At 71.1% G+C, this 21,785-nt stretch carries 18 protein-coding genes, 1 pseudogene and 1 other annotated feature; of the genes and pseudogenes, 8 read left to right on the top strand and 11 right to left on the bottom strand.

The window, feature by feature from the left end:
* Positions 1-194: 194 nt before the first annotated feature.
* The 3 genes and pseudogenes from AB0H12_RS41890 to AB0H12_RS41880 all read right to left on the bottom strand — a co-directional run.
* Positions 195-1,001, bottom strand: a pseudogene (locus AB0H12_RS41890) (ABC transporter permease); the annotation flags it as partial.
* A complete protein-coding gene (locus tag AB0H12_RS41885) occupies positions 998-1,939 on the bottom strand; it encodes an ABC transporter permease (protein WP_106619208.1) in 942 nt (313 codons plus the stop codon). The pseudogene AB0H12_RS41890 and the gene AB0H12_RS41885, both read right to left, overlap by 4 nt.
* 39 nt (positions 1,940-1,978) lie before the next feature.
* The gene (locus AB0H12_RS41880; protein ID WP_499631252.1) at positions 1,979-3,517 is read right to left on the bottom strand and encodes an ABC transporter substrate-binding protein; all 1,539 of its coding nucleotides are present in this window, start codon (positions 3,515-3,517) and stop codon (positions 1,979-1,981) included.
* Between the two features lie 175 nt (positions 3,518-3,692).
* Here AB0H12_RS41880 and AB0H12_RS41875 point away from each other — a divergent pair, with 175 nt between their 5' ends.
* The 4 genes from AB0H12_RS41875 to AB0H12_RS41860 all read left to right on the top strand — a co-directional run bounded on the left by AB0H12_RS41875 (position 3,693) and on the right by AB0H12_RS41860 (position 9,680).
* Positions 3,693-4,349: a TetR/AcrR family transcriptional regulator gene (locus tag AB0H12_RS41875; RefSeq protein WP_499631250.1), complete on the top strand. Its 657-nt coding sequence runs from the start codon at positions 3,693-3,695 to the stop codon at positions 4,347-4,349.
* A 71-nt stretch (positions 4,350-4,420) separates the two neighbouring features.
* Complete coding sequence (locus AB0H12_RS41870; protein ID WP_499631247.1) at positions 4,421-6,700, top strand: glycoside hydrolase family 3 C-terminal domain-containing protein; 2,280 nt, start codon at positions 4,421-4,423, stop codon at positions 6,698-6,700.
* Between the two features lie 29 nt (positions 6,701-6,729).
* Positions 6,730-7,902 (top strand): glycoside hydrolase family 1 protein, encoded by a 1,173-nt coding sequence (locus AB0H12_RS41865; protein ID WP_499631245.1) that lies wholly within the window; start codon positions 6,730-6,732, stop codon positions 7,900-7,902.
* Between the two features lie 467 nt (positions 7,903-8,369).
* The gene (locus tag AB0H12_RS41860; RefSeq protein ID WP_499631242.1) at positions 8,370-9,680 is read left to right on the top strand and encodes an alpha/beta hydrolase; all 1,311 of its coding nucleotides are present in this window, start codon (positions 8,370-8,372) and stop codon (positions 9,678-9,680) included.
* Between the two features lie 127 nt (positions 9,681-9,807).
* Here AB0H12_RS41860 and AB0H12_RS41855 read toward each other — a convergent pair whose 3' ends face one another.
* On the bottom strand, positions 9,808-10,197 hold the full coding sequence (locus AB0H12_RS41855) for an HPF/RaiA family ribosome-associated protein (protein ID WP_499631239.1): 390 nt from the start codon (positions 10,195-10,197) through the stop codon (positions 9,808-9,810).
* Between the two features lie 431 nt (positions 10,198-10,628).
* Between AB0H12_RS41855 and AB0H12_RS41850 the strand changes: the two genes are divergently transcribed.
* Positions 10,629-10,901 carry a GlsB/YeaQ/YmgE family stress response membrane protein gene (locus tag AB0H12_RS41850; protein ID WP_230571511.1) on the top strand — a complete coding sequence of 91 codons (273 nt, stop codon included), beginning with the start codon at positions 10,629-10,631 and terminating at the stop codon, positions 10,899-10,901.
* 169 nt (positions 10,902-11,070) lie between these two features.
* A complete protein-coding gene (locus AB0H12_RS41845) occupies positions 11,071-11,598 on the top strand; it encodes an ATP-binding protein (protein ID WP_499631236.1) in 528 nt (175 codons plus the stop codon).
* Positions 11,599-12,737: 1,139 nt separating this feature from the next.
* Here AB0H12_RS41845 and AB0H12_RS41840 read toward each other — a convergent pair.
* The gene (locus tag AB0H12_RS41840; RefSeq protein WP_499631292.1) at positions 12,738-12,995 is read right to left on the bottom strand and encodes a hypothetical protein; all 258 of its coding nucleotides are present in this window, start codon (positions 12,993-12,995) and stop codon (positions 12,738-12,740) included.
* On the opposite strand from AB0H12_RS41840, the gene AB0H12_RS41835 reads away from it, so the two are divergent.
* Entirely contained in the window at positions 12,954-13,367 is a 414-nt protein-coding gene (locus tag AB0H12_RS41835) for an integrase core domain-containing protein (RefSeq protein ID WP_499631283.1), read from the top strand. The two genes, AB0H12_RS41840 and AB0H12_RS41835, sit on opposite strands and share 42 nt — an antisense overlap.
* Before the next feature lie 69 nt (positions 13,368-13,436).
* Here the strand turns inward: AB0H12_RS41835 and AB0H12_RS41830 are convergent, their stop codons facing one another.
* The 6 genes from AB0H12_RS41830 to AB0H12_RS41805 all read right to left on the bottom strand — a co-directional run bounded on the left by AB0H12_RS41830 (position 13,437) and on the right by AB0H12_RS41805 (position 21,085).
* A complete protein-coding gene (locus AB0H12_RS41830) occupies positions 13,437-15,224 on the bottom strand; it encodes a condensation domain-containing protein (RefSeq protein ID WP_499631233.1) in 1,788 nt (595 codons plus the stop codon).
* 5 nt (positions 15,225-15,229) lie between these two features.
* On the bottom strand, positions 15,230-15,376 hold the full coding sequence (locus tag AB0H12_RS41825; RefSeq protein WP_230571483.1) for a hypothetical protein: 147 nt from the start codon (positions 15,374-15,376) through the stop codon (positions 15,230-15,232).
* Positions 15,377-15,720: 344 nt separating this feature from the next.
* Positions 15,721-18,111 carry a VIT domain-containing protein gene (locus AB0H12_RS41820; RefSeq protein ID WP_499631230.1) on the bottom strand — a complete coding sequence of 797 codons (2,391 nt, stop codon included), beginning with the start codon at positions 18,109-18,111 and terminating at the stop codon, positions 15,721-15,723.
* Complete coding sequence (locus AB0H12_RS41815) at positions 18,108-18,779, bottom strand: MerR family transcriptional regulator (protein WP_499631229.1); 672 nt, start codon at positions 18,777-18,779, stop codon at positions 18,108-18,110. Before AB0H12_RS41815 ends, AB0H12_RS41820 begins: the two co-directional genes overlap by 4 nt.
* Before the next feature lie 22 nt (positions 18,780-18,801).
* On the bottom strand, positions 18,802-19,224 hold the full coding sequence (locus AB0H12_RS41810; protein WP_499631226.1) for a transposase: 423 nt from the start codon (positions 19,222-19,224) through the stop codon (positions 18,802-18,804).
* A gap of 181 nt (positions 19,225-19,405) precedes the next feature.
* Positions 19,406-19,534: a sequence feature (AL1L pseudoknot), on the bottom strand.
* A gap of 693 nt (positions 19,535-20,227) precedes the next feature.
* Positions 20,228-21,085: a hypothetical protein gene (locus AB0H12_RS41805; RefSeq protein WP_499631289.1), complete on the bottom strand. Its 858-nt coding sequence runs from the start codon at positions 21,083-21,085 to the stop codon at positions 20,228-20,230.
* On the opposite strand from AB0H12_RS41805, the gene AB0H12_RS41800 reads away from it, so the two are divergent.
* Positions 21,009-21,293, top strand: a complete 285-nt coding sequence (locus tag AB0H12_RS41800) for an integrase core domain-containing protein (protein WP_499631224.1) — start codon at positions 21,009-21,011, stop codon at positions 21,291-21,293. The two genes, AB0H12_RS41805 and AB0H12_RS41800, sit on opposite strands and share 77 nt — an antisense overlap.
* Positions 21,294-21,785 lie beyond the last annotated feature (492 nt).

The raw sequence follows: 21,785 nt of genomic DNA, 5'->3' as shown, positions 1-21,785 counted from the left end.
GCCGGCGCCGTAGGACACGGCGAGGTCGCGCACGGACAGCAACGCCGCCCGCGGCCTGTCGTCGTCCGGCGTGGCGGGGGCGACGACGCGGGCACGGCGGGCGGCCCGCAGCTTCGGGGCTTGGCGTCCCCGTCCTCCAGGACGTCGCGGAGCGCGCTCGCCAGTAGCACGAGCGCTGCACTGGTGATGCCGAGCGCCAGTCCCGGCCACGCCATGAACATCGGGCTGCGCTGGACGTTCTGGAACGCCTCGTTGAGCATGGCGCCCCAGGTCGGCAGGTCACCGCTGCCGATGCCCAGGAACTCCAGCCCGGCCTGCAGGCTGATGGCGATGCCCGCGACCAGGGCGGTCTGGATGATGATCGGCGCCCGGACCACGGTCAGCACGTGCCGGGCGATGATCCGGCGGTCGCGCAACCCGGACACGCGCGCGGCGTCGACGTACAGCTCACCGCGCACGTTGGCGACGATGCCGCGCACGAGCCGGAAGAAGCTCGGCGCGACGAGCACGCCGAGGACGACCATGAGCACCCACATGGTCGGACCGAGGATGGCCCGCGACGCCAGCAGCACGACCATGGCGGGCAGGGCCATGACGAAGTTGCCCACCCAGTTCGCCAGCGCGTCGAACCACTTGCCGTAGTAGCCCGCGACCAGGCCGCTGGGCACCCCGACCGACAGCGCGACCGCGAGGGCGATGAGCGCGCCTCCGAGGGTGTTGCGGCCACCGTGGAGCAGCCGGGACCACACGTCGCGCCCCGCGGAGTCGAACCCCAGCGGGTGCCCCGGCTCCGCCGCGGCGAACGCCTTGCTCAGCTCCGCCGCGTCGGGATCGCCGGTGGACAGTAGCGGCGCCAGCAGCACCGCGCCACCGATCAGCACGAGGACCAGCGCGGAGATCACGGCCTGCGGGTTGCGCAGGAACCGCCGGGACCGCTTGGCGCGGCGGGGCGCCGCCACGCCGGCCCGCGGGTGGTTGTCCGACCTGAGCGCCTCGCTCATGCGGCCCTCGCCTTCGGGTTGAGCCAGCCGACGAGCAGGTCGACGACAAGGTTGATCACGACGACGCAGACGACCGTGGTCATGACCAGGCCCATGATGATCGGGGTGTCGCCGCGCGTGGTGTAGGTGACGGTCATGGAGCCGATGCCGGGCAGGCCGAAGATCTGCTCGACCAGCACCGCGCCCCCGAGCAGGCCCACGAACTGCATGCCGAGCACGGTGAGCGCCGGCGCCGAGGCGTTGCGCAGCACGTGGCGGAACAGCACCCGCCGGGGCGGCAACCCCCGTGCCCGCAGCGTGCGGACGTAATCCTGGCGCAGCACGTCGATGACCGAACCTCGCACCTGCTGCGAGACGCCGGCCACGGCCGCCACGGACAACGACAGGATCGGCAGGGTGACCGTGGACAGCCACCCCGGGACCGATGTCGTCAGCGGGATGTACCCGATCGCCGGGAACCACCGCAGCTGCACGGCGAAGACCAGCACGATGACGAGCGTGACCAGGAAGCCGGGCAACGCGTACCCGACGACGCCGAGCACCTGCACGAGCCGGTCGACGGCCCCGCGACGCACGCCCGCCCACACCCCGAGGAGGAGGGCGAGCAGCGCGGTGACGAGCGTGACGCCGAGCATCAGGCTCAGCGTTACCGGCAGCCGGTGCCCGATGGCCGTCAGCACGTCCTCGCTGGTGAACCACGACGTCCCCAGGTCACCGGTGAGCGCGTCCCCCAACCACCGCGCGTAACGGGCGAGGACCGGCTGGTCGAGGCCCAGCTCGGCGTTCTTGGCGTCCACGGCCTCCTGCGACGCGGACTGCCCCAGCAGCTGCCGCGCCACGTCGAGAGTCGGGATCGACAACAACACGAACGAGACGAACGAGACGACGAAGAGGAGGAAGATGCCTGCGGCCAGGCGGCGGGCAGCGAATCTCGACATGGTGAACGGCCTCCTGCGGGACCCGGGTTGCCCTCGGCTTCAGGCGGCCGGCCGGTAGTTGTAGAGGGATGGCACCGCCATGCCCGACTGGGGCGTCGCCGTGACGCCGCTGTCGGTCACGAGGACGTAGGTCATCCGGTAGAACGGGACGAACCAGGCGTTCTCCACGAGGTTCCGGTTGAGGGCCCGCAGATCGTCCCGCGCGTCCTCGGTCGAGGAGGTCTGGATCTTCGGCACCAGCGCCCGCACCGTCTCGTCGGTGTAGCCGAAGAGGTTGAACGTGCCCGGCAGCACGAGGTCCTTGACGACCAACCAGTCGCTGGCCTGCTGCCCGAGGTTCATCACGAAACCGGAGAACTCGCGGTTCTGGAAGACACGCCGCAGCGCGTCGCCCTGGTCGACATCCACCCACGTGAGGGTGATCCCGACATCGGCGAGGTCGGACTTGAGCGAGGAGGCGATGGCTTCGGTGACGATGGAGGTCATGCGCGGCATCTTCAGCTCGAAGCCGTCCGCGTGGCCGGCCTCCGCCAGGAGCCGCTTGGCCTTCTCCGGGTCGTGGGCGTAGTGCGAGTCGAGGGCTTCGTCGTAGCCGAGGGAGTCGGTGCCGAAGATCTGGCTGGTGACCACGCCCTTGCCCCGGCGGATCTGCTCCAGCATCGTCTTGCGGTCGATCGCGTGGTTGAGCGCCTGTCGCACCTTCACGTCGGCGAGTTCGGGTGTGACCACACCGGCGCGGTCGAACAGCAGGATGCCCTGGTAGTCGAAGTTGATCGGGGTCGTCGTCAGCCCGGCGGCGCCTTCCAGGGCCGCCTGCTGGTTGGCGTCCTGGACGACGGCGGTGTCGATCTGGCCGGTCTTCAGCCCGTTGACGATGGCCGTCTCGTTGTCGAACACCGTCATGGTGACGCCGTCGAACGGCAGGCGCTCGCCCCAGTAGCTGTCGGCACGCCGGTAGACCCACTTCGTCCCGACCGTGGTCTGGGAAGCGTCCAGTTCGTACGGTCCCGTGCCGTCGGGCGCGGTCTTCAGCTTCTCGGCATCGGCGAACGCCGCGGGGTTCGCCATGAGGCCGGCGGCGTCGGACAGGTAGTAGAGGTAGGCCGGGTCCGGCGCGTCCAGGTGCAGCACGACGTGGGTCGCGTCCACCACCTCCACCTGTTCCAAACCGGACAGCCACTTGGCGTTGGCCCCGCTGCTCGCCTTGAAGCGCTCCAGGTTCGCCTTGACCGCCGTGCCGTCGAACGGTGTGCCGTCGTCGAACTTGACGTCACCGCGCAGCGTCAGCGACAGCTTCGTCCAGCCCGCGTCCCAGGTCCACTCGGTGGCCAGCATCGGGCGGTAGGCGCCGTCGGCCTCGCGCTTGAGCAGGGAGTCGTAGGTGGCCTGGAAGAAGGGCAGCGCGCCGCCGACCGCGGTCACCGGGTCGAGGCTCTGGGGGAAGGTCATCGTGGCGATGTCGAGGATCGGATCGCTCTGCCCGGACGTCCCGCCGCCGGCTCCGGTGCACCCCGCCAAGACGAGGGCGGCTACCACGACACCCGCCGAACCGGCGGTCGGGAACCTGCGGATCCTCATGGGTCACTCCTGTTCTGAGCAGCCGGGCTTCCTTGCCCGCAAACCGATCCCGCAGAACTAACCATGTGGTAAGTTCTGCCGGGCGACATGGTAGGCACACCACCACGCAAGATGTCCAGCACGCTTTCGCATCACCGGCGCCGCCCGACCGGGACCCGACCCAGGAGGAGACACGATGACGAGCCCGGACCTCGACCACGTCGCCGACGACCCGCCTCCCTCCGCCCGCCGGTACACCAAGGGCGACCGCACCAAGGAGCGGATCGTCGAAGCTGCCGCGGACCTGTTCTCGAAATCCGGCTACCTCGCCGTGTCCCAGCGGGACATCGCCGCCCAGGCGGAGATCACCCACGCGGGCCTGCTGCACCACTTCCCGGGCGGCAAGGACGAATTGCTCATGCAGGTGCTCGAACGACGCGACGCCGACGACGCCGTCGTCCTGTTCGACGAGCACCTCGATGCGTGGGGCCACCTCGACCAGACGGTCCGCATCGTCGAGCGCAACGCCCGCACGCCGGGGCTGGTCGCGTTGTACGCCAAGCTCTCCAATGAGGCCAGCGACGTCAACCACCCCGCCCACACCTACTTCCGCCGCCGCTACGAGATCCTGCGGGAGCACTTCGCGACGGTCCTCGGTGAACTGGTGGACCGGCACGGCGATCGGTCCGCCCCCGATCCCGACACTGCGGCGCAGCAACTCATCGCGGTCCTCGACGGGCTGCAGACGCAATGGCTGCTCGCCCCGGAGACGATCGACATGCGCGCCCGCCTGGTCGACTTCCTCGCCCTGCTGGGCGTCGACACGACCGGCTGGCGCACCGACTCGGCCTGAGGCGCACCGGCTGCGGCGCACTCGGGCGCTGCGGACGGCCAACCCACCCATCCACGAGGGAGACCGCACCCATGCCCGACCAGATCGACCGCACCCTGCCGATCGAGCTGAAGGCGTCGCTGACCTCGGGCAGCGACACCTGGCACTCGGCGGGAGCGCCGGGCATCGTGCGCCCGTTCCTGCTCGCCGACGGGCCGCACGGGGTGCGCCGCCAGCGCGAGGGCGGTGACGCGCTCGGCATCGGCAACAGCGTGCCGGCCACGTGCTTCCCGCCCGCGGTGGCGCTCGGGTCCACGTGGGACCCCGCGCTGGTGCGCCGCGTCGGCGAGGCCCTCGCCGAGGAGGCGGCCGCCCTGGAAGTGGACGTGCTCCTCGGTCCGGGAATGAACCTCAAGCGCTCACCGCTCGGTGGGCGCAACTTCGAGTACTTCTCCGAGGACCCGCACCTCACCGGCCGGCTGGCCGCCGCCTACGTCGAGGGCATCCAGTCCGGTGGTGTCGGCGCGTGCGTCAAGCACTTCGCCGTGAACAACCAGGAGACCGACCGCATGCGGGTCTCCGCCGAGGTCGACCAGCGGGCCCTGCACGAGGTCTACCTCCGCGCTTTCGAGCACGTCGTGCGTACCGCCCGCCCTGCCATGGTGATGAGCGCCTACAACCGGATCAACGGCGTCCCCGCGAGCGAGGATCCCTGGCTGCTCACCCGGATGCTGCGCGAGGAGTGGGGCTTCGACGGGGTCGTCGTGTCCGACTGGGGCGCGGTCGACGACCGGGTCGCCGCCCTGCGCGCCGGTCTGGACCTGGAAATGCCGCCGACCGGCACCGACGACGAGGTCGTTGCCGCCGTCGAACGGGGAGAGCTGGCCGAGTCCGCGCTCGACGCCGTGGTGGAGCGCCTGCGCCGCCTCGAAGCGAGGCTCGGCGAGGCGAAGGAGCCCGTCTCCGAGCAGGAGCTGGCGGCGATCCGCGACCGCAACACCGACCTGGCCCGGGAGGCCGCCGCACGATCGGCGGTGCTGCTGGCCAACGACGGCGTGCTGCCGCTGGACCGCTCGTCGCGGGCCTCGGTCGCGGTGATCGGCGAGTTCGCCCGCACACCCCGCTTCCAGGGCGGAGGTTCATCCCGCATCGTGCCGACCGGGGTGAGCTCGGCCCTGGACGCGCTCACCGCGCGGTTGGGCGCCGACGTCGTCCGGTTCGCGCCGGGGTACGCCGTGGACGGCTCCGGCGACGAGGCGCTGGCACGGGCCGCGGTCGAGGCCGCCGGCGCCGCCCAGGTCGCGGTGGTCTTCCTCGGACTACCCGAGCACGCCGAGTCCGAGGGCTTCGACCGCACGACGATCGACCTGCCCGCCGACCAGGTCGGTCTGCTGGAACAGGTCGCCGCCGTCGCGCCCCGCGTGGTCGTGGTGCTGTCCAACGGCGGCGTCGTGTCGGTGGCCCAGTGGCAGCACCACGCCAACGCGATCCTGGAGGGCTGGCTGCTCGGCCAGGCGGGCGGCGAGGCGACCGCGGACCTCCTCCTCGGCGACCGCGCGCCCTCGGGCAGGCTCGCCGAGACCATCCCCCTGCGGCTCGCGGACCACCCCTCCTACCCCACCTTCCCCGGCGTCGACGGGGTCTCCGTGTACGGGGAGAGCGTCCACGTGGGGTACCGGCACTTCGACGCGGTGGACCGGCCGGTCGCCTTCCCGTTCGGGCACGGCCTGACCTACACCCGGTTCGCGTACTCCGACCTGCGGGTGGTCGAACAGGCCGAGAACACGTGGGAGGTCGCGTTCTCGGTGACGAACACCGGTGACCGCGACGGCCGGGAGGTCGCCCAGCTCTACGTCGGCCCGGCCGAGGGACAGCAGCCGACCCGGCCCCGCGCGGAACTGCGCGGCTTCGCCGCGCTCGACCTGCGACCCGGCGAGACGGCCACCGTCACGCTGCCGCTCACCGCCGCCGAACTGCAGACGTGGGACGCGCGCGGGCAGCGCTGGACCGTGCTCCCCGGTGACTACGCCGTGCGCGTGGGAGCCTCCTCGCGCGACGTACGGCTGCGCGCCACGGTGCACAGCGACGGCGACCGCGTGCTGGCGCCGCTCACAGCGCAGTCCACGATCGCCGAGTGGCAGGCCGACCCCGCGGGGCAGCAGGTGCTCGCCGCGCTCCTCGGCCGGGTGTCCCTGGCCGGTCGGGCGTCGTCGGTCGCCCCCGAGCTGGTGCGGATGTTCCTGTCCATCCCGCTCGACAAGCTGCGCTCCTTCGGCCTCGGCGTCACCGCCGCGACCGTGGCCGACCTGGTCGCCCAAGCGCAGGCCCGCCAGGAGGAACTCATCGCCGCCGGCACCTACCGACGCCCGTGACACCCTCGCGACCGCAGCCAGGAGACACCATGACGACCACCTTCCCCGACGGCTTCCTGTGGGGGGCCGCGACCTCCGCACACCAGGTCGAGGGCAACAACACCGGCAGCGACCTGTGGGCCGTCGAGAACGCGCCGGACCCGATCATGGCGGAGCGCAGCGGAGACGCCTGCGACAGCTACCACCGGTGGCCCGAGGACCTCGACGTCGTCCGCGACCTCGGCCTCAACTCCTACCGGTTCAGCATCGAGTGGGCACGCGTCGAACCCGCGCCCGGCCACACCTCGCGGGCACAGCTCGCCCACTATCGCCGGATGATCGAGGGCTGCTTCGAGCGCGGTCTGACGCCCGTGGTGACGCTGCACCACTTCACGACCCCGGCATGGTTCCGCGCGGCGGGCGGGTGGACCGCGAAGGGCGGCGTCTCCCGGTTCCGGGACTACGTCCGGTCGGTGCTGCCGATCCTCGACGGCGTCGAGTGGGTGTGCACCATCAACGAACCGAACATGCTCGCGATGATGAGCGCGATGCTCAAGCGCGGTGAGCGGCACGAGAACGTGGCCGGCGCCATGCCCCCACCGGACCAGGGCGTCGCCGACGCGCTGATCGGCGCACACCGCGCCGCACGCGAGGAGCTCGCCGCGCTACCGGGGGTACGCTCCGGCTGGACGGTGGCGAACCAGAACTTCCAGGCAGCGGCAGGCGCCGAAGAGCCGACCGCGCAGTGGTCCCAGTCCCGTGAGGACCAGTTCCTCGACGTCGCCGGGGACGACGACTTCATCGGCGTCCAGGCGTACACCCGAGTGGTCATCGGACCCGACGGCCCGCAGGACCCGGAGAGCACGCGCAAGACGCTCACCGGCTGGGAGTTCTACCCCGAGGCGTTGGAAGGCGCCGTCCGCCACACCGCACGGCGGGTCGGCCCCGCCGTGCCGATCCTGGTCACCGAGAACGGGATCGCGACGGCCGACGACGCCGAGCGGGTCGAGTACACCCGCACCGCCCTGACCGGGCTGGCACGCGCCATGGCCGACGGCATCGACGTGCGGGGCTACCTGCACTGGTCGCTGCTGGACAACTACGAGTGGGGTTCGTGGACCCCGACCTTCGGCCTGGTGTCCGTAGACCGCGAGACCTTCACCCGCACGATCAAGCCCAGCGCGCGCTGGTACGGCGAAGTCGCCCGCTCCGGACGGCTCTGAACCCGGCCCCGGTGTGGAACGACGTCACGGCCGCACCGGCCTTTCCACTGCACCGACGCCGACCGTGACCGGACCGGACCGGCCGCTGGGAGAACCAGGCAGTCCGATGCTGCTTCGTCGTCACCTGGCCGGTGGTCCGGCGGAACTGGTCGTCACCGGCCGGTGACGCGGGTGCTGACGCCATCACTGGACAGCTACGCCGCCTGCGGCTCCCCGCTGTGCGCGGTTCGGGGACATCCCACGGCACCGCCCGGATGACGAAGAGCGTCATGAGCCGGTGCCGACGATCAACAGCCGACCCCTCAGGGCACCTGCGACCTGGCCTCTGACAGCTTCTCCGGAAGCTGTGAACCCGCTGGGCACCGACAGCGCGGGCGGCACCGACGTCGTGCTGCGGCTCGGTGCGACCGCAGGTACAAAGTCAGGGATCGAGCATCGCGTCGCACCATGCCTGTGAGGAGCCCTTCATGACCTCGCCCGCAGATCCCGGCGACCAGGCGGACCCGCCCGCGCGGACTGCGGCTCTCGGCACGCGGACGAGCACCGGTGTCGTGACCGTGTGGGTGCGGCGAGCGCTCTTCCTCCTGCTGGGGCTGGTGGTGGCCGTCGTGTTCCTCCTCGTCGTCAGCACCTTCCTCCCAGCTCCGGTGAACGTCGTCGGTGCCACTCTCTCGTCGTTCTCGGCGCACCTCGCCATCTCCTCCCTCCTCCTGGTCGCGGTGGTCGGAGGGCTGTGGTGGCGACGACGGACCTGGGCACGAGGTGCGCTGGTCCTTCTGGCCGTCCTGTCGCTGGCGGGCGTCGCCGTGATCGGCGGGAGGCAGTTGGCCGTGGCCGACCGCGAGAAGGCAGACCTCGACGTGGGAGCGCTGCTGGAGCTCTCGCACGGGAGCGCCTCACCCGACGAGAACGTCGACTACCTCCGCTTCGAGGGGCAAGCCCTGTCGCTGTCGGTGTGGCGGCAGGCCGACGGCGACGGAGCCGGCGCACCGGTCATCGTCATGGTGCACGGTGGGGGCTTCATCTCGAGCTCCCGACTGGAGGGCACGCCGCCCGCGCACGCGCGCTGGTTCGCCGAGCACGGGTACCTCGTCATCAGCGCCGATTACACCCTCTCCACCGACCAGCGCCATCTGTGGGACGTCACCGAGCAGCAGATCGGCTGTGCGTTGGCGTGGACCGGGGCCAACGCACGCCGGTACGGGGGCGACACCACGCGGTTGATGCTGATCGGCGACTCCGCCGGCGGCAACCTGGCGCTCCAAGCCGCCTACAAGGGCAACGCCGGTCAGCTCCGTTCCAGCTGCGGCGGCGCCCCACCTCGGGTCGCCGCAGTCAGCGCCCTCTACCCGGTCAGCGACATGGCGCAGCTCTACGCCAACGAACCATCCAGGATCTTCGCCGAGCGGTATGTCGGAGGGAGTCCCGATCAGTACCCCGAGCGGTACGCCGCCACCACGCCGGCGAACCACATCACCCCTCAGGCGCCCCCGACCCTTCTCACCATGGGGACCTCCGACTACATCGTGCCGCCCGACGGCACCCGCCGGCTGTACGACCGGCTTCACCGCGGCGACGTCCCCTGCGACCTGATCGAAGTCCCCTATGGTCAGCACGTCTTCGACGCCGCGCCCGGCGCGGTGGGCACCCAGGTGTGGCGTCAGGCCACCCTGCGCTGGTTCGCGGATCACGCGCCGGCTGGGAGCCCGCCGGCACCACGCGGTCCCGGATCCGGCGCGGCGGCCTACGGTCTGACACCCGCCGTCTCCGTGGGGTGACTTGCGAACACAGCCGCACGGTGTGCCTTCCGACAACTCCGTCCGCGAGGAAGACCGACCTTCGTCCCGGTGATGCCGTCCGACCGGAGGTTCGGCCGATGAGGCCCACAGCCCCATGTGGCCTTGATCAGCCCTGAGGATCGTCCTCGATCGCACCGACCCGCTCCGGGGCTTCCGGAGCGGGCATGTGTCGGATGCTGTCGCTGCCCTTGTGGTCATGGGCGCGGGTGTATCGGGAATCCAACACCCTTCCCAACTTGTGCGCCGCCCCGGCGTACGCGTCGTCCACGGTGGTCGCGTGGTGGGTGACCGCGACCGGCTGTTTGCCCCCCGGCCGCGCCTCGATGACGCACTTCTTGTCTTCCGGCTTGCCGCCCGCGTCCTCACTGAGGTGCACTTCCACCCGGGTCAACCATCCGCTGAACCGGGACAGGCTGCTCTCCAGGTCGGTGGTCACATAGGTGGCCAGTCGTTCGCCACCGTGGATGTTGTGGTCGGTATTGACCTGGATCTGCATGAGCACCTTCCGGAGCGGGACAGCGATGGTCCTGGTCAGTACCACGAGAGCGGCCGGCTCAAACGCGGCGGCGTTCAGCGTGATTCGCCGGTGGTGGAACGCATTCGCGGGCCTCACCACACCCGATCGGCAGGCGCTTCGGAGTCCACCGGCCGGAGTACTCGAAGTCGTGGACGTATCACCGGCCGTCCGATATCCACCTCCGCATCCCCCACCAAGCCACCCCGTCGGCGTCCACGAAGCCCACCGTTTCATCACCGCACACGCCCACGCATCCGGTACGACGTCCGGGGATGCGCCGGTGCCGACGCGGTCGACCCACCACAGCATCACCGTGACAGGTGTGAAGTCCGTGCGATGTGGGCAACCGGTCCCCGTAATGATCACGCCACGTCGCCGGAGTCGGCGTGGCACGAGGACAAGGAAGCGCTGTGGGCATCCTGGGTTGGATCGTTCTGGGCCTCATCGCGGGCGCCATCGCCAAGGCCGTCATGCCCGGCAAGGACCCGGGCGGCATCATCGTCACCATGCTGCTCGGCATCGTCGGCGCGATCATCGGCGGCTTCATCGGACGTGCCGTCTTCGGCTCCGATATCGGCAGCTTCTTCGACCTGAGCACCTGGCTGCTCGCCATCCTCGGCTCGGTCGTCGTGCTCGCCGTCTACCACTTCGCCACCAGCCGGGGTCACCGCGCCCACGGCTGACACACCACCACAGCGCACGGGCCCGCCGGTCACCACCGGCGGGCCCGACGCTTGTGCCCCACCACGCACGTTCGGCATCTGTCTGGTCGACGACCGGGGGCACCTGACCTTCCTAGGCTGAATGGCTTAACGGTGCATGAGCCGATCAGCTTCCGGGCAACCCGATCTCGTGACCGACGCCCATGCCGACCCTGACCACCCCCGACACCGGCCTTTCCCGGACATCGACACCACGACCGGATCGCGTGAGGCGAAGACGGTCACGCAGGACGAGCGCGGCGCCGACGGCCACGCCGAAGAGGGGCGTGTCGCCGACCAGGCGGAGTTCGAGGTCTCCCTGCCGTGCGACAACCTCGCCGCCGTGCGCCGACGCATCGGTGACGCGCTACACCCTCACGACGACGACTTCGTCCACGACGTGCAGCTGGTGGCGACGGAACTGGCCTCCAACGCCTGCGACCACGCCGACGACCCCCGGTATCTGCTGCTGCGCCGCGAGATCCATCCCGACCGCGGACCCGAACTCGTCGTCGAGGCCCACGACGCGACCCCAGACCGCACCCCCGTCGTCGGGTCCTCCAGCATCAGCCCCCACCGCGGCAACGGCATGAAGATAGTCCAAACGATCTGCAACGACTGGGGTGTACGCCACGGAGACGCCGGCAAGGTCGTCTGGGGCCGCATCCCGATGCCTTGATCAGGACCGCCCCGCGCATCGGTCGAGGCGGCGTGGTGGTGTGCGAGGTGCGTGACGCGGGCCGGATCGCGCCCCATGGTGGGCAGGCGCACCGTTCCGTTCCCGATGCGGCCATCCGAGCTGGACCAGGTGGTAGTCGTTCCTGATGCCACCGATTGCCGGCTCTCACTCGAAAGTGCGAGAACAGGGGCGACGGCTCAAGCCGGCACAGTGTCAGGACGATGACTCCTGTGCGCGCCGACCACCCCATAGGTCGGCGCGCGACCCCAAGTTGTCGACCAGTTCGACGATCTGCCTCGAACACGGAACGTGCTTCGGCTTCCGGAACGGCACGATCCCCACTGCGACGGCGGACATCCCGGTCGGCGACCGAGCTGGTCAGTTCACCACCTCGTTCGACGCGGCCTTCTCCGACGCAGACATCCAGGTCGTGAAGATCCCACCACGGTGTCACGAGCCAACGCCCACGCCGAGCGATTCATCGGCACCGTCCGACGCGAAGCCACCGACCGACTGTTCGTCATCAACGAACGCCACCTACGGACGGTGCTGGACCGCTACGCGGCCCTGTGCATGCCGAAAACCTCATCCACGCAGGTAAAAGGCCTATACAGCCCAAGCGCCCGAAGCGCTCACGGGCCACGGTTGCCATCCGCGTGATGTCGTCCAGCACGGCATGATGACCGGCTGTGCTGCTCCGACTGGCCTCCCTCAGTGTGACCAACGCCTTCGTTCTGCTGCGTCTGCTACCCATGAGCGACCGGGACAAGGACACGGAAATCCTGGCGTTACGGCACCAGATCACCGTCTCGGAACGCCAACTGGGCAACGCCCGTCCACGGTTCTCCCCCGCCGACCGGGCGTTCCTCGCGGCACTGCCGCACCGACTCCCGGTGCAAGCGCTTCGTCGACTCCGACCAGGGGCCACCGCCGCACCCACGGAGAACTCCTCGTCCTCGGCATCAAGGTCGCCGCCTCCACGGTGTGGCAGATCCTCCGGGACGCCGGGGTCGACCCGGCGCCCGAGCGCACCACGACGACCTGGTCGGCCTTCCTCCGCTCACAGGCCGAAGCGCTACGGGCCTGCGACTTCTTCGAGACCCGCACGTTGAGCGGAGCCCGCCTGTACGTGCTCGCGGTCATCGAGCACGCCAACCGCCGGATTCGCCACCGCGCACCCGACCGCCTCCTGGGTCGCCCCAGCCGCCAGGAACCTCGTGATGGACCTCGAAGACGAAGGTCGACACGCGCGGTTCCTGATCCGCGACCATGACGGCAAGTTCCCCGCCCTGTTCGACTCCGTGCTCGCCGACGCGGGCGTCCGGGTCGTCTTCAGCGGAATCCGCATCCCGCGCATGAATGCCATCATGGAACGCTGGATCTGCAGCTGCCGCCACGAACTCCTCGACCGCACCCTCATCCGGAACCAGCAGCGCCTACTCCACGCGCTACGCCAGTACGAGCACTTCTACAACACCCACAGACCCCACCAAGGCATCGCCAACGCCCGACCACTACAACCGCTGCCACAACCGACCACCGACCACCGACCACCGACCAAGCAGCGGTCACCCGACTCGACATCCGCCGACGGCAACGACTCGGCGGCATCCTCAACGAGTACCAGCACGCAGCATGACCTGCACGGACGACATTCTCGGCAAGCACAACGTCGTCTCGGTCTAGCGGCAGCAGATCGGCCCCGATGGCGCGCGTCAGCCCGATCGCAGCCGCCTCCAGCTCCCAGCACTCGGCCGACCCGCAGGTGACAACGAGCGGGACCGGCGGACCCAGGCAGTTGACCGCCGCGATCGCCTGCGGCCACCCGAGCCCAGCGTTCAGAGCTCGACCGTCGGTGCGGGTGCGCGTCCCGTGCCGGTGTGGCGGGGGGCGGGCCAGGAGGCGAGGTCCGCCGGGTCGGTCGGGGCCGTGGGGCACAGGACGTAGTGGCGTGGGGTGAGGACCGCCGGGTGGTCGGGAAGTGCGGCCATGCAGCGGGCGTGGGCCTGTTCAGGTGTGCTGACGTGGTCCGTGATGGTCACGTAGGCCACCAAGGGGTGACCGTTGGCTTCGGCGAAGACCCGGGTGACGGCCGGGGCCAGGGCGTCGTCCAAGAGGGACTGGACCTGGCGCAGGTCGACCCGGCACGAGTCGAGCAGCAGCCAGTTCGCCGAGCGCTCGGCCGTCGGCAGCCCGATGAGGTCGTGCATCCGCGCGGTGGTCAGGTCTTCGTGTGCCGCGGCCACCAGGAGGCGTTCGAACGCCAGCAGCAGTGACTCCGCTTCCTGACGCGGGACCACGCCGTCGTCCTCGACCCACAGGTCGAGCACCAGCCGCTCGTCGAGTTGGTTGAGGGTGAAGCGGACCGGTTTCGCGTTGCGCTGCACCGGACGCCAGCGCAGCTCGGTGTGGGCGAGTGCGGCCCGGAGTTCGTCGGTGCCGGGCAAGGCGCCGGGCGAGGTACCGGGACCGGGCTCGGGGGCGAGGTTGTTGAACAGCGGTTCGTAGCGGAACAGCAGGCCGCGTTCGTGGGCTATCCGCTCGTCCAGCCGGGCTCGTTCGGCCGCGTCGTACCGGGCGTGCCTGCTGGCCTCCAGGACCGTGGTCCACGTGTGCGCGACCAGCGCGTCGAAGTCGCGCCCGGCGACGCCGACGGAGGCGATCGTGCCCTGGGCCAGCGAGCCGACGTAGTCGAGCAGGTGGCGGTCGAAGCGGTTGCCCGACATCAGGGGCAGCACGATCTCCTCGTCGCCGGTGCGGTGGGCCAGCACAGCGCAGATCGCGGCCAGCACGACGCTCTGCCGGCTGGCGCGGGTGCGGGCCGCCACCCGGCGCACCGCCGTGGCGGCGGCCGGTGAGGACAGCTCCACGGCCAGCGGATCGCCGCCGGGGCTGGTGTCGGGCATGTGGTAGAGCAGGCGGGGGATCTTCGAGGTCTGGCGCTGGAGGTAGACCTGCGCCGCCCGCGCCCGGCGCCGCTCGGCGAGGGTCGCCTCCAGTCGCGCCTGGTCCAGTGGCTGGTGGCGGGGTGTGCCGACGTGCCGGCGGGAGGTGTCGCCGACCAGTTCGGCGAACTCGCGCCGCAGGACCTCGATCGCGCCGTGGTCGACCGCCATGTGCGAGAACGCGCCCGCGCACGCGATGACCCTGCCGTCCTCGTCGGGAGAGACCGCGACCACGACCCGCATCGCCGGCCGATCCGGGTCGGGGTTGTCGCGCAGCAGGCGGAGGAGCGTCCCGGCCACCGACGTGCGGTCGCGCGGACCCCACCGGCCCTGACCGAGCACGCAGACCTCGAGCGGGAGCGTGCCGGACGCCGCGACCAGCTGCCGCTTCTCCTCGCCGAGGTCGTAGGAGGTGCGCAGCGCCTCGTGCCGCGCGCCCAGCACGGCGATGGTCTCGACCACGTCGTCCACCGAGGCGACGGCCGGCACCGGGAGCTCGACGCAGAGCACCGAGTAGAAGTGGTCGGAGACCTGGCTCAGCCACTGCGCGATGTTGACCTGACCGAGGGTGAGCGGCCCCTCGGCCTCCCGCGAGCCGGTGACGGGTACCTGGATCGTGCGCTGCGGTGTCAGCCGCACCCGCTGCCGGCGGTGCTGCCCCGGGTCCGCCACGACGGTCACGGTTCTCACCCCACCCGGTCGCGGAAGGCGGCGGCGAGGCGCGTGACCGATCCGACCCGGGAGGACGGGAGGGCGTGATCACCCGAGTGGACGGCGAGGTGGTGCCACGACGCTTCGTCGTGCACCACGAGGTCGGGCGTCGGCGGTGGCATGCGCCCCATTCTCCGTGCCGCCATGGCCGCAGTCCATGGGGCGTGGCGAAGGAGCGCGCCGACCGGGAGCAACTCCGACCGCGCCCATGGGTACGGTCACCTTGGCGTTCTGGCAGGCGTCGGTGAAGTCCCGGTAGCTGTACTGCCGCACTTGGACGAGGGGCGCTCGCCGGTTCGGGTGATCGGCTGGTGTCCCCGACCTACGGCGCGACTTCGCGGCCGATGCCCTCGGGTGCCTGACCGCGATGACGGGTCGGTACCGCGCCGCGACAACAGGCAGCGTCGTCGTCTGCGGCGGACCGTTTCCGGGGCGGGGAGGCGGGCTCCGCCCCGGGAACGGGAGGTCACCGCTTCCAGAACGGCTTGCGCCGGCGGGGCTCGGCCGGCCGGGATTGGCCGGACGGAGGTTCGGCCAGGGTCTCCAGCGTCGCGATCGCGTGCCGCAGGCGGCGGTCGACCTCGGTGGGATCGGTGGTGGGCACGGCGAGTTCCGCGGCCAGGTCCGACAGCGTCCGCAGCGCCTCGGCGGGCGCGCCCGCGGCCCGCCACGACGGGAGGTGGCGGCCGATGGCCTGGTGCAGGCGCTCGAGCAGGGCAGCGGCCGGCTCTCGCGCTTCGCGCAGCCCGGTCAACGCCTCCGCGGCGAACTCCGCCGGCGCGGGGACGGGCGGCGCGGGTGCGACGGGCTTAGGTGCTGCCAGGTCCGCGCTGCTCTCCACGGCCGCTTCGAGACCGGCACGGGCCCTCGTCTTCCGCGCGCGGGGTGCCGCCGGGGCCGGGACGAACGGCATGGCCGCCATCGGCGCCCCGGCCACCGGCATCCCGGCCGGAGCCGCGCCGTAGCCGCCTCCGCCGGCGAACGCGGGGACGGATGACCAGCCGTCGGGCAGTTCGACCGGCTGCGTCACCCGCCGCACCCGACCGCCCTCGTTGACGACCCGTTCGTCCACCGCGACGAACGCGGTGAACCGGGACAGCACGCCGTGCTCCAGCGATGTTCTCACGACCTGCCGCTCCAGGGCGTCGAGGTCGCCCGCGCCCACGACGTAGCGGTCCTCCAGGTCGCGCACCCGAGCCCTGGCCCACAGCGCGGCCAGCCCGGCGTTGTCGCTCGCCACCGCCGCCACCCGCTGCCGCCACCCACCCGAGCCGGTGACCTCCACCGCGCCCGACGGCTCGCCCGCGTACCTGCCGGTGACCACGACCGGGACGCCGGGGAACAGGTCGGGCAGCGGCGCGGGGGCCAGCGACCCCTCCTCCACGGCCAGGCCGTCGGCCCGCACCGCCAGGCCGGTCAGCACGGGCGCGCCGATGCGGTGGTGGATGTCGCGCATGGCCTCGTCCAGCCGGTCCTCCGACTCGACCAGCTCGCAGCGGCCGGTCGAGCCCGCGAGTCGTTGCAGGAACGCCGCGTTGACCGCGCGGTCGATGCCGACGGTGTGCACCCGCACGCCCGCCAGGCTCGTGGCGACCTCGCGCAGCAACCGGTCCTCGTCGCCCACCTGGCCGTCGGTCACCAGCACCAGCACGCGTTCCCGATCGCCCTCCGCGCCGAGCAGCCCGGCCGCGCGCTGGAGGGGGTTCAGCATCTCGGTGCCGCCCCGGGCCTCCAGGCCGGCCAGGAACTCCACCGCGCGGTAGCGGTTGCGGTCGGTCGCCGCGACCAGGCCGGCGGGCAGCTCGTCCGGGCTGTCCAGCCGGTCGTCGAACGCCAGCACGGCGAACCGGTCGTCCGCGCGCAGCGAGTCGACCACGCGGCTCGCGGCCCGGCGCGCCGCGACCACCTTCCAACCGTGCATCGAGCCCGACCGGTCCAGCACGAGCACCACGTCCCGGCTCGGCAGCCCGCCGCCGGCGGCCGGGGGCAGCACGGTCAGCGCGAACGTGCCGCCCTCGCCGCCCTCGTCCGGGCGCACGGCCAACGAGGTGCGGACCACGTCGGCGTCGGCGAAGCGCAAGCGCAGCAGGAAGTCGCGGTCTACGCGCGCACCCGGCTCGACCCGGACGCGGAACCCGCCGGCGGTCTCCTCGGTGACGGTGGCGTGCAGGCTGGCCGAGGGTTCGGCGGGTGGCAGCCCGGCCAGGTCGACGTCCACCACCAGGGACAGGCGGACCGGGTTCGGGAAACCGGGCAGCAGCACCGGAGGGCTGATGCGGGAGGCGTCGGGCACCGCGTCGGTGTCACGGGCCACGCCGTCGCCGACCTGGTCGCCGGGCAGCGGGGTGCCGGGGACGTAGCGGGGTGCGACGACCAGCGGCAGGCGGTACTCGGCGGTGTCGTCCTCGTAGGCGAGCACCCCCACGATCGTGAGGCGCACGGTGATCCGCTCGCCGGGCACGATGTTGCCGACGCGCGTGGTGAACACGCCCGGCCGCTCCTCCTCGGCGATGGCGGCGCGCTTGCCGTCGGAGACGGCCTGGTCGTAGTCGGCCCGCGCGGCCGCGCGTTCCTTGAGCATGCCCTCCACCACGCGGCCGTCGGCCTCCACTCGCAGCGCGGTCACCGCGGCACGGGCGGGCAGCGGGAAGACGTAGGTCGCTTCGAGGGGGTCGGGGTGCGGGTTGTGGAAGGTCTGCGTGATGGTGGTGCGCGAGGCCAGCCCGGTGATGGTCGCGTGGACGTCGACGGCTTCCAGCGGGAGGTTGCCACGCTCGGTGCGCAGGCAGCCCAGGCCGTCGTCCTCGGTGGGCCGGGTGGCCCCGACGTCTCCCACGACTGCGATGCGGGTGCTCATCCGTTGTCCTCTCCAGTGGTCGGGGCCAGACCCGTGCGGGCGAGCAGGTCGAGCAGGGGTGCCGCGGCGGTTTCGATGGCGGCGAGTTCGGCCGCGTCGGGGACGCGGTCGGCGGCGTGGAGCACGAGGGTGACGCCGGGTCCCAGGCGCAGACCGGGCACGACCCGGGTGACGCCGGCGGCCGGAGGTGCGGAGGCCACCGGTGCGGGAGCGGCCGGCGGCATCGCTGCGGGTGGCGCGGGTGGCGACGACGCGGGCCGGTCGCGCCAGAAGGCCCCGCTGCGGGACGCCGCGGCACCGTCGTCCGACCGTCCCGCAGGTTCGGCTCGTCCAGCAGGCTCGACCTGCCGGGTCACCCCGGCCAGCTCGGCGAGCCTGCCGTCGTCCGCGCCCACCACCACCGCCTGGATCTCCGCCAGCGTGTGCCCCGCCGCCTGCAACTTCTTGACCGCGACCACCTGGAGCAGGTGCCGCCGCCCGTACAGCGCGGCGCGTCCCCGGTACGCCACCGGCCGATCCACCAACCCGATGGTCGTGTACCACCGGATGGCGCGCCCGTTCGGCAACTCCCGCACCCGGCCGCTCCGCTGGCCCCCGTAATCGTCGGCGAGCAGCGCGGCGACCCGGTCCGGCAGCTGCCCGATCGTCCACAGCTCCTCGTCGCTCACGACACGACTATAACCGACACTGTCAATATGACAGTGTCAGCTTCACCACCCAGTTCGGTTGGCCGCGACGACCTCCCTGCTGTCGGCGAGTGCCGGCTCCTGCTTCTCTCGGCGAGAGACCCGCGTCCGAGTGGTGGATCAACCCCGCCGTGATCGGGTGGCCTGTGTGCCCGCGGGTCCACAACGCCATCTCCAGCGCGGTGCGCATGGAGGTGTCGGCCTTCCAGCCCACGATCCGGCGGGAGAAGACGTCGATGACGAACGCGACGTGGACGGTGCCCGACCGGGTAGGCACGTAGGTGAAATCCGCCACCCACAACGCGTCCGGCCGTCCCGCGGTGAAGTCCCGGTCGACCAGGTCGCGGGCGCGGCGCCCGTCCCTGGCCGGGTTCGTGGTGCGGCGGGGACAGCCGCGCATCACACCGCTGAGGCCCAGCTCGCGCATCAACCGCTCGACCGTGCACCGGGCGACCGTGATCCCCCCTGTGGCGCAACACGATCCAGATCTTCCGTGCTCCGCAGACCTGGCGGTTCTCCCGCCACGCGGACAGAATCTCCTCGCGCGTCTCCTCGTCGCGGACGGTACGCGCCGAGGCGGTACGGGCCTTGGCGGCGTAGTAGGTGGACGGGGCGATCGCCACGCCTGCCCGACGCAGGACACGACAGATCGGCTCGACCCCGAACCGGTCCCCATGCTCGTCGACATAGGTGATCACCGCCGGGAGGGGCGGTCGAGCTCCGCCGCGAAGAAGGTCGCCGATCGCAGGATCTCGTTGACACGCTTCAGTTCCGCCACCTCACGGTTGAGGCGCCTGAGTTCCGCGGACTCCTCCGTCGTGGTCCCGGGACCACGACGGGTTTTCCTCCCGGTGCTCCTCGACCAGCCGCACCGCCCGCTGACGTCCCTCGGCCGAGTGCCGTGACGTTCCGGCCATGACTCCATCCTCCACAAGCAATGGAGTCCCCATCAACGCCCGGGCGGTTCAATGCGGCGATCGATCTTCTTCGAGAAGTCGGTGACCGCGTCGCAGCGACAAATGTGCGCGCACCCAAGGTCGGTGAGCCCTTCTGTGCCCCTTGGTCGCCCGTAGCCGCACACCCAACGCGGCACGGCCGGACAACGCCGAAAGTGCCGCCTTTTCGCCGTCCGGCTGGGAATTCGGCCGAAACGGGGCGACTTTCGCTGTCCGGCGCGTTCATCCGTTGACACGCCGGTCGCACCGCCGTGATCCTGCGACGGGCGAACTCGGAAGGTTCAACGGTGAGACGCCGAAGTTCCGCGCTCTTCTCCGCACAGATGGTGGCCGCCTCGGTGACCTTCACGCCGACCGCGGTCGCCGCGAGCGGCATGCCGGTCAGCCTGTGGGGTGTCAGAACTCTGCACTGGGATGCTGAGCAGCGACGATCGCGCACGCTGGACCACCAGGGCACGATCGTGAGGTGTGGCGTCACGACTGCTGTACCTGATCTTCGTCCGACTCGGTGACTGGCTGGTTCTGCTCGGCCGGTCCTCCGCGGTTAAGGACGTCGAGCTGCTGGTGCTGCGGCACGAGGTCGCCGTGCTGCGCCGGACCAACCCTCGCCCGCCGTTGGACTGGGCCGATCGCGCGGTGCTCGCCGCGCTGGTTCGCCGACTCCCCCGACGGCTGGGTGAGCACCGGTTGGTGACACCGGGAACCATCCTGCGATGGCACCGGCGCCTGGTCGCGAAAAAGTGGACCTACCCCAATCGCACCGGTCGACCGCCGGTCGACGACACCATCGTGGCGCTGATCGAGCGCATGGCGCGGGAGAACACCGGCTGGGGCTACCGCAGGATCCAGGGCGAACTGCTCAAGCTCGGCCACCGAGCAGCCGACTCGACCGTACGGCGCGTACTCAAGCGCCTGCGGATACCACCCGCTCCCCGGCGCGGCACCGACACCTCCTGGCGGCGGTTCCTCCACACCCAGGCCACGAGCCTGTTGGCCTGGGACTTCTTCCACGTCGACTGCGCGGTCACCCTCAAGCGCTTCTACGTGTTCTTCGTGATGGAAGCCGCCACCCGCTACGTCCACATCCTCGGCACCACCACGAACCCCGACGGTGCAGGAACCACCCAACAAGCCCGCAACCAAATGATGGACCTCGGGCGACCGGACAGACGACCTCCGGTTCCTCATCCGCGACCGGGCCGCCCAGTTCACCGCCTCGTTCGACGCGGCCCTCTCCAGCGCACGCATCCAGGTCGTGAAGACCCCGCCACGGTGCCCACGAGCCAACGCCCACGCCGAACGCTTCGTCGGCACCGTCAGACGCGAAGTCACCGACCGACTGCTCATCCTCAACCAACACCACCTGCGGACCGTGCTGAACCGCTACACGACCCACTACAACCACCGCAGACCACACCAAGCCCTACAACTCACACCACCACGACCAGACCACCCAACCGCAGGGCCGGGCCGCACCTCGATACGCCGCCGACCAGTCCTCGGCGGCCTGATCAACGAGTACGAACCCGTCGCAGCATAACCGCAGGTCAGGCCATGTGGCCGACTGTTGACACCCCACAGGCGGCACGACCAGGTCGCCGACATCGATCTGCTCCCGCTACGCCCACAGCTGAGCGGTGCGCGAGCACCGACAGGTGACACCGGGCACTCTCCTGCGATGGCACCGGCGCCTGGTCGCGAAGAAACGGGATCGTCGGCTCCGCGCGACGCCACACCGCAAGGTAGGTGACGTCGCCCGTCCGCAGCCCGAGGCTGAGCCACGGGTCGTCCCAGCCGGGCAGGCCGAGCGGCCACACCGGCACGGCCCTGGCCAGGTCGGCTCGGAGGTCCCGGTGGACGCGCACGGGCTTCGCGCACCGCGTCGAGTTGTCCGGCGTCGATGTGGTCCAGGTGCCCGGACAGGTAGAGCCGCCCGAGCATCCTGGTGACCAGCGTGAACGCCACCTGCTCGGCGGACATGTCCGGTTGCGGATAGGTCCAGCTCGCTGACTGCTCCGGCAGCACCGGCATC

The organism is Actinosynnema sp. NPDC023794, from assembly GCF_040639675.1.
Taxonomy (GTDB): domain Bacteria; phylum Actinomycetota; class Actinomycetes; order Mycobacteriales; family Pseudonocardiaceae; genus Actinosynnema; species Actinosynnema luteola.
The sequence above is the reverse complement of the archived record's forward strand: the minus strand, read 5'-3'. Positions and strand labels throughout refer to the sequence as shown.